At 42.9% G+C, this 7,174-nt stretch carries 7 protein-coding genes; 4 read left to right on the top strand and 3 right to left on the bottom strand.

The window, feature by feature from the left end; translation table 11 throughout:
* Both ACFFAP_RS33650 and ACFFAP_RS33645 read left to right on the top strand, forming a co-directional pair.
* Window positions 1–238, top strand: a 238-nt coding sequence (locus ACFFAP_RS33650) for a hypothetical protein (protein ID WP_375515283.1), incomplete at its 5' end; no start/stop codon positions are given.
* Window positions 239–454: 216 nt separating this feature from the next.
* Window positions 455–922, top strand: a complete 468-nt coding sequence (locus ACFFAP_RS33645; protein WP_375515282.1) for a DUF29 domain-containing protein — start codon at window positions 455–457, stop codon at window positions 920–922.
* A 196-nt stretch (window positions 923–1,118) separates the two neighbouring features.
* On the opposite strand, the gene ACFFAP_RS33640 is transcribed toward ACFFAP_RS33645, so the two are convergent.
* On the bottom strand, window positions 1,119–1,562 hold the full coding sequence (locus tag ACFFAP_RS33640) for a peptidase inhibitor family I36 protein (protein WP_375515281.1): 444 nt from the start codon (window positions 1,560–1,562) through the stop codon (window positions 1,119–1,121).
* A gap of 586 nt (window positions 1,563–2,148) precedes the next feature.
* Here ACFFAP_RS33640 and ACFFAP_RS33635 point away from each other — a divergent pair.
* Entirely contained in the window at window positions 2,149–2,727 is a 579-nt protein-coding gene (locus ACFFAP_RS33635; RefSeq protein ID WP_375515284.1) for a Uma2 family endonuclease, read from the top strand.
* Between the two features lie 83 nt (window positions 2,728–2,810).
* Window positions 2,811–3,809, top strand: coding sequence for a hypothetical protein (locus tag ACFFAP_RS33630; protein WP_375515280.1), 999 nt, complete (start codon window positions 2,811–2,813; stop codon window positions 3,807–3,809).
* Window positions 3,810–3,949: 140 nt separating this feature from the next.
* On the opposite strand, the gene ACFFAP_RS33625 is transcribed toward ACFFAP_RS33630, so the two are convergent.
* Window positions 3,950–4,234 carry a DUF427 domain-containing protein gene (locus tag ACFFAP_RS33625; RefSeq protein WP_375505650.1) on the bottom strand — a complete coding sequence of 95 codons (285 nt, stop codon included), beginning with the start codon at window positions 4,232–4,234 and terminating at the stop codon, window positions 3,950–3,952.
* A 95-nt stretch (window positions 4,235–4,329) separates the two neighbouring features.
* Window positions 4,330–6,525 (bottom strand): transglycosylase SLT domain-containing protein, encoded by a 2,196-nt coding sequence (locus ACFFAP_RS33620; protein ID WP_375515279.1) that lies wholly within the window; start codon window positions 6,523–6,525, stop codon window positions 4,330–4,332.
* Window positions 6,526–7,174: the final 649 nt, after the last annotated feature.

The following is a 7,174-nucleotide window of genomic DNA, read 5'->3' as shown; positions in this document are numbered from 1 at the left end:
CACCCGTAGTCTGGCAGCAGAAAGCTTAGGGGAAATTCTACAGGATAATGAGCATCGCTTTGAGGTAGTCAAAACTTTAAGTGGTTATCAGCGAGTGGGTGGTAAATACTACGATTTAGCCTGGAAATGCGCTCAGAATATGCCTTACTCCGATTTCTATCAAGCTTGGCATCAGCATAATGTTGTTACTCGTATAATGCAAAGCTTAAAGAGAATCCTCTTCACAAGAATAATTTAAATACTTTTGCAGCAGCAATGTTACAAATCAAGTCCCCGTGGTAACGTTGTCCATTCATTACAAAAGTCGTGATATTGGTAACAAACATCGTGATATTAGTGGCAGTTTATGCCTTCGTCACAAAACCTTAAACAAAACTTATAGATATAGAAGATGATTATTCTTTTCCTAATGATATAGAAACATTATTGAAACAAACCGGAGTGAATCTGAAGAATGTCTAATAACCTATATGATCGCGATTTGCAATATTGGATCGAGCAAACGATTCAACAGTTACAGAATCGTGAATTTGAGTCGCTCGACATTGAGCATTTGATTGAGGAGCTAATTGATTTGGGTAAGGCGGAGAAAAATGCTTTAAAGAGCAATTTGACTATTTTGTTGGCGCATTTAATAAAGTTAATGGTTCAACACGATGTACCCGATATGATGAAAGGAAGTTGGTATGGTTCGGTACTTGAACATCGTCAAAGAGTTCTTAACAATTTGTCAGATACTCCTTCTCTCAAAAATTTTTTGGAAGAGGTAATAGAAAAAGCTTATTCAGATGGGCGAAAGCTGGCGATAAAAGAAGGTAAGCTGGCTAAATTTGGGGTTCGTGTACCCGAAGAAAGTGAGTATCCAGTGGTTTGTCCTTTTTCGGTTGAGCAGATTCTAGATGAGGATTTCTACGGGCTATAATCGCTTTAGCAAACAGGTTACGGCAGATTATCATTAACAAACAGACAGTACAAAAGCGATCGCAGCCTTGGTGCAACTTTTGCAATCAACTACTGTGTCTGACTCCACCCGTAGACGGGCAGCAGATAGCTTAGAGAAAATCGCCCCAGGCAATGAAATTGCGATCGCTGACCCCGATCTTGTGAACTACTATATCTCAGCAGGACTTCAGCGAGGTCGTCTTGTTGTCGATGCCCTCGATCGCCAGGTTGGCGCGGTAGCCGCCCGCAGACTGCCGTAGTAACAGCGTCCTGTAGTTCGCACCGTCGTACAGGCACCACGCACTGCCGGTGCGGTTCCAGATCGACGTGACCTTGTTGTTGAACACATATCCGCCGATCGGGTTCGCCAGGTTGGCGGAACCTTTGGCGAAATACGCGAAGGACCCGTTGTAGATGTCGTTGGTCCAGATGCAGAACTTGCCGGAGGGGCAGTCGGCCGAGTTGGCGGTCGCTGGGGAGGCAATGCCGACGGCGGTGACTAGGGAGGTCAGCGCGAGCAGCAGCGTCAGGGCGGGGCGTGCAGTCTGGCGGGGGCGTCGCGAAGCGGCGGCGCTCTTATCGGCGGATGTTATGGGTCGTTCCTTCATCGGTTTTTCCATTTAATGGGACTCTGTAGGAAATGCTGTTGTTCTCTGTTTACTGGCGTTGCTGTTACTCACTTGCATCGCCTACATAATTATCTGTCTGGCAGTTGGAAATTATGCAATGAGCAAGTAACCAGCGTGCGCTCACACCTAGATATGAACTGCTCCAACCCGCTTCGCTGAGGCTGGAGTTTCCAAAACTCAGACAGCAACGTTACAAATAAAGTTCTATAGCTTGTCCATTCGTTACCAACACAGAAGCGGACGTTAAGAATAAAGTTGTTGTCGTTACCACAGCTTGTCCGTTCGTTAACAACACAACTTGTTTGGTTCAGAATGCTTATCCGTTGGTAACGAAAACTTGTTCGTTCGTTAACAACACAACTTGTTTGGTTCAGAACGCTTATCCGTTGTTAACAAAAACTTGTCCGTTCGTTCACAATGCTTATCTATTTGTGACAAAGCTTATGCGATCGTTAACAACACTTAAGTAAAACTTATCAATTAATTTATTTCGTTACCACAGCTTATATATTTGTGGCAACGCTTATGCGCTCATTACCACAGCTTAAGCAAAACTTATATATATAAGTCCTATACTATTAACAGCACAACTCAGATTCACGACAGTCAGTCCATAGCAGAGTTCCTCAAACTGCCAGAAACAGAGCCTGCTAGTGAATTTATCGATGGTCGTATCTACCAAAAACCAATGCCACAAGGCAAACATTCGCGGCTAAAACTAAAACTTTGTAACGCAATTAGCCAAATTGCCGAAGAACAAAAAATTGCCTTGGCTTTTCCAAAATTACGCTGTACTTTTGGCGGACGTTCGATTGTACCAGACGTGAGTGTATTTGCTTGGGAACGGATTCCCTTTGATGCTAATGGGGAAATTGAAAATACCTTTGGGATTTATCCTGATTGGACAATTGAAATTCTTTCACCAGAACAGAATACAACTAAGGTAATTATAAATATTCTTCACTGTCTAAAACATGGTACTCGATTAGGGTGGTTAATTGATCCAGATGAACGCTTAGTATTAGTATTTTTGCCAGGACAGCAACCTATAGAGATGACTGGGGATGAAGTATTGCCTGTACCTGAATTTTTGCAACTTAATTTAACAGTTACACAGGTTTTTGCATGGCTAAAACCAACAAAGACTAATTTATAAAGATGATTACTATTCAGTGAAAAGATGTAAAAATAATATTCCAGAGTTTTTGAATTTTAAAAATTTAATCCGAGGAGTTTTAGATGACAAAAAACAATAGAAAAAAGGCTGTCGCTCAAGCTATTTCCACAGCCGTTGCTTTGGGTTGGGTAATAATGCAAGTGGAATCAGCACAAGCTGCTACCTTAACGGTTAACAATCTTAATGACAGTGGCGTTGGCTCATTACGAGACACCATCAACATTGCAACTAGCAATGACGTGGTAGAGTTCTTATTGGGAAGTCATCCCAGTACAATTAACCTAACAAGTGGCGCACTTGCGATCGCAAAAAATCTCACTATTAATGGCCCAGGTGCTAACTTACTTACCATCAGTAGCAATAATCACTTCCCCGTGTTTGACATTAACGCTGCCGATGTTACACTTTCTGGGCTAGCGATCGCTGGTGATTTCAATGCTTACGATTCTGGGAACCTAACGTTTATCAATAGCACCATCAATGGTGACAATGTGAAGATAGATAACCCTACTGGTGAACTGACGCTTATTAATAGCACTATAAACGGTAACAATAGTGTGAATATAAATACTAATGCATTGAGCCTGACAGATAGTAGTGAGGTAAGCACTACTGGTGAACTGACGTTTATTAATAGCACTATAAACGGTAACAATAGTGTGGATATCACTACTAATGCAGTGAGCCTGACCGAGAGTAGTCAGGGAAGGGATCTAAGTAATACCACTAACGCCGGCGATTTAACTCTCTCTACTGGTAGTCTAACGATTCCCAATAGCACCATCGGCAATTCTGGACAAATCAGCGATGGTTTAGGAGGTAACATCAGTCTCAATGTCAGTGATCTTCTTTTATTGAGACGACCAATACCCGAACCAAGCGCGATCGCTGGTGATAGCAATAATTCAGGAGCAGGAGGCAATATAATTGTTACAGCCAGTGACGTTATTTTACTGGCAAGAGTACCCGAACCAAGTGCGATCGCTGGTAGTATCCTTGCTGCTAGTCTGGCTTGGCTGGCGAAGAGAAATCTTGCAGCCTTTCGTAAGGCGAAGGTATAATTACGTATTAAAATAAATCCGCAAATAGTTTAAATAATTAGCCCGCTCAGGCTTATGTCTGCGCGGGCTAATTATTTTATGGGCAATTAGTCGGACATAATATCAATTCCCTGAAATTAAAATACTTCCAGGAACCTTTATTAAGCCTCAACTTTTACACCTTTCCAAAATGCCACATAACCCTCAATATTCTTAGCTTTCTCCTTGGCGCTGGGATAATACCAAGCAGCATCTTTATTGATTTGTCCATCAACGTCGATACTGTAGTAGCTAGCAACACCTTTCCAAGGACAAGTACTGTGGGTGTTACTGTCTGTGAAGTACTCCTTATTAATGGTGTCAGCAGGGAAATAATGGTTGTTTTCCACAACTACGGTATTATCACTCTCGGCTAAAACTGCCCCATTCCAAATTGCTTTCGGCATAAGTGTGTTTGCAAATAAACTATACACTTAACATTTTGACACTATCAGCTTACTTTATCGGCTACCTTATACCATAACAATCTGATTGGGCGAAATCACTGCGTCGGCAATTTTGGGTGTGTAGTTGAGTACTTTGCTACGACTCCTGAAATCTCCGGGTTGTAAAGTCTCAAATAATTCCAGTAGTTGCCAAATACTTGCCGCACATAATTTTTGGTTTCATCAAAGGGAATTTGTTCAACAAACTCATCTGGATCTTGTGTAGTTTGAGTTTGCAGCCATTTAGAGACATTACCGGGGCCAGCATTGTAACTGGCGATCGCCAGCAACGAGTTATTGTTATATTGATCGTGGGTATGACCTAAATACCATGTACCCAGCATGATGTTATCGTTGGGATTTTCTAGATTTATTGTTTTGAAATCCACCTTGATTTGTGGGGCGATCCATTTAGCTGTACTCGGCAACACCTGCATTAAACCAGTAGCATCAGCGACGGATTTGATTTTTGGTTCAAACCGTGACTCTTGACGCATCAGAGCAGTTACTAGCAGAGGATTAAGTTTACGCTCAATAGACCACTTTTCAATCTCTCGCAGATAGGGAAATGGATAACGCGCTTGCCAGTAGCTGATCTGTTTACTGAGAGTCTGATATTGGGCAATTTCTGCTGGTATTTCTCGGTCTTCCAATTTAGAAATTTTATCAATTCCGATGAGATTATCTCCCTTTGCCAGTCGCATCAATCCTTCAGTAAATTGCTCTGCTACAGTTGGCTGAATTTTATTCTGAAATTCTGTCTGCCATTGTAACCAGGCATCGCGGTTTTGACCCAGCAGATACAATTCTTTGAAAGTCTCAGAACCAGCAGGCGGTACTGGACGCTGGGGTGTGATTACTTCTGGGTTCATGACGCGCACGTTGTCAAAGTTGCCAACATTCAGCCCCAGCATCGTCGCAGCTCGCCATGCATAATAAGAGTAAGGAAACTGGCTAATCACATAGTCATAAGCAGTTTGAGATTCCTGCTGTTTGCCTAATGAAGCTGCCCATTTTCCTACCCAAAAGCCTGCTCTTGGAGCCAAAATACTATTGGGGTTGTTGGTGACAATTGGTTCAGCCCATTGCCAAGCACCGACGTAATCTTTGGCATTGGCTTTACCTTGGGCGATTTTCCAGCGATACTCTGCCGCTTCATCAGAGTTGCCGTATTTGGCTAAGAGTAATTGCCACGTCTGGCTAGCTGACTTTTGATTATTAGTGGCTTGGAGAGTTTTAGCTTTTTGTACCAGTGCAGTACTAGCTTGTTTGGGAAATTTACTAATTACCTGCTCAAGATAAGATAAGCCGTCGTTAGGTGTTTTTGCGGTTTCTGCTAATCGTAGTAGTGCAGTTCCAGCTTCCTCGGTATTGGGAAATTGCTGCACTAGTTGTTTATAGGTGGCGATCGCTTTTTCTTTATCTTTGCCCCCTACCTGTAACCCCCGTGCGGTACGGTAGAGGTTACGCGATGTTTTAGGTGCTTTGATATAAGCATTCGCGGCTTTGAGAAATTGACTATTTTCCCAATAGCTTGTACCAATGAGTTCCCAGTCTTCGGGTTTGAGGGTAGGCTGTTTTACTAGCTGATCTAAAACGCCCACTATGCCAGGTTGGTCATAAGCATATTTAGCCAAAATCAATTGTAATTGTGGCTGATTGGGATTTTCTTGCAAGCGTTTGCGAATAATTTCCCAAGTCAGAGGGTTGGAAGGAAATTGAGCGATCGCTATTTCTTGTTGCTTCGGTTGGGCAATCAGATATAGTGCTTTGACTGTGGCCGCTTCTTTGGGATACAGTTTCAGCACATTTCGTCTGAGATCCGAGGCTTTGCCGTCCTCGCCCAGGATATCCTGTGCTTGCGCCTGTTTCAGTAAAATATAGGGCGCGAGGAGCGGATAATCTTTATCTAGCCCGTCCAGTAAAACCAGCGCTTTTTTCCCTTGGGTTCTTTCAATGTAATCACTCGCCAAAAGATAACGAGCGCGATTTCGGTCTGGCGATCGCGACTCTTGGGCAATCTCTGCTAGTTTTGCCGCCCGTTCTGGCAGCGATTGTGATATCAGTGGAAAGACGGCTGATTGGGCAATGCTACCCTCTGATGTTTGCTCTGCTTGATTCTGACTCAGTTTGAGCCATTTACCCAGAGACTTGCCAATCTCAGGTGCTGATACCATTGCCCCAGCTAAAAAGGCAAACAGTGCTGCACCCGCAATTATCGAAATTTGCTTTTTCTGTAGTTTCTTCAGCATGAATACCCGCTGAAAAGTTCCGGTGAGTTTCTTGAAACTCTAGCACTCCTAACCATCAGTGTTACCAATTTTTTAATTTTAGATTTTTAATTTTAGGTAGAAAAATCCTAATTTTCAATCCTACAGTTTACAGTACTGACTAATTAGCACACATTAAATACTATTACATCTATCTTTGGGATATCATAAATGATTTGTCAGATGAGCAGAGAAGTCTGTAGACGCTTCTGCGGCTTAAGATAGGGTGCGGCGCCGACTTACGGCGATAACTTCTCTACGAGACGCTGCGCTATGCGATCGCGCTTAATAACGATTCATACCATTTCACTAAAACCCTGATACATATAGATTTCGCGTAGGGGCACGGCAATGCCGTGCCCCTACCAACGTATTTGTATCATGATTAAAGTCAAACAGTATCAGATCGCTGGAGGCAGATAATCTCTCAATACGGTTGGGATAAGATCCCCTCGCCTGTGGTGACCCCCGATCAATTGGGGGGTTGGGGGAATCTTCCCTCGATAAACAAGCTAACCGAACCGTATTGGATAATCTCTGTTACTCATCTGATTATATTGGTATGTTCTGGTACAGCGACTTGTTCTCTTGTACATAGATTGCAAATGCGAACCCCGAAATAACAAATGCG

Origin of the sequence: uncultured Nostoc sp., assembly GCF_964245575.1 — a bacterium.
Classification (GTDB): Bacteria; Cyanobacteriota; Cyanobacteriia; order Cyanobacteriales; family Nostocaceae; genus Nostoc.
Note: the sequence above shows the minus strand (reverse complement) of the source record. Positions and strands in the feature narration are given on the sequence as shown.

What these genes read in the sequence shown, in the direction of transcription:
- ACFFAP_RS33645 (WP_375515282.1), top strand. Translation starts at nt 455, where the DNA reads ATGTCTAATAACCTATATGATCGCGATTTGCAATATTGGATCGAGCAA.
- ACFFAP_RS33640 (WP_375515281.1), bottom strand. Translation starts at nt 1,562, where the DNA reads ATGGAAAAACCGATGAAGGAACGACCCATAACATCCGCCGATAAGAGC.
- ACFFAP_RS33630 (WP_375515280.1), top strand. Translation starts at nt 2,811, where the DNA reads ATGACAAAAAACAATAGAAAAAAGGCTGTCGCTCAAGCTATTTCCACA.
- ACFFAP_RS33625 (WP_375505650.1), bottom strand. Translation starts at nt 4,234, where the DNA reads ATGCCGAAAGCAATTTGGAATGGGGCAGTTTTAGCCGAGAGTGATAAT.
- ACFFAP_RS33620 (WP_375515279.1), bottom strand. Translation starts at nt 6,525, where the DNA reads ATGCTGAAGAAACTACAGAAAAAGCAAATTTCGATAATTGCGGGTGCA.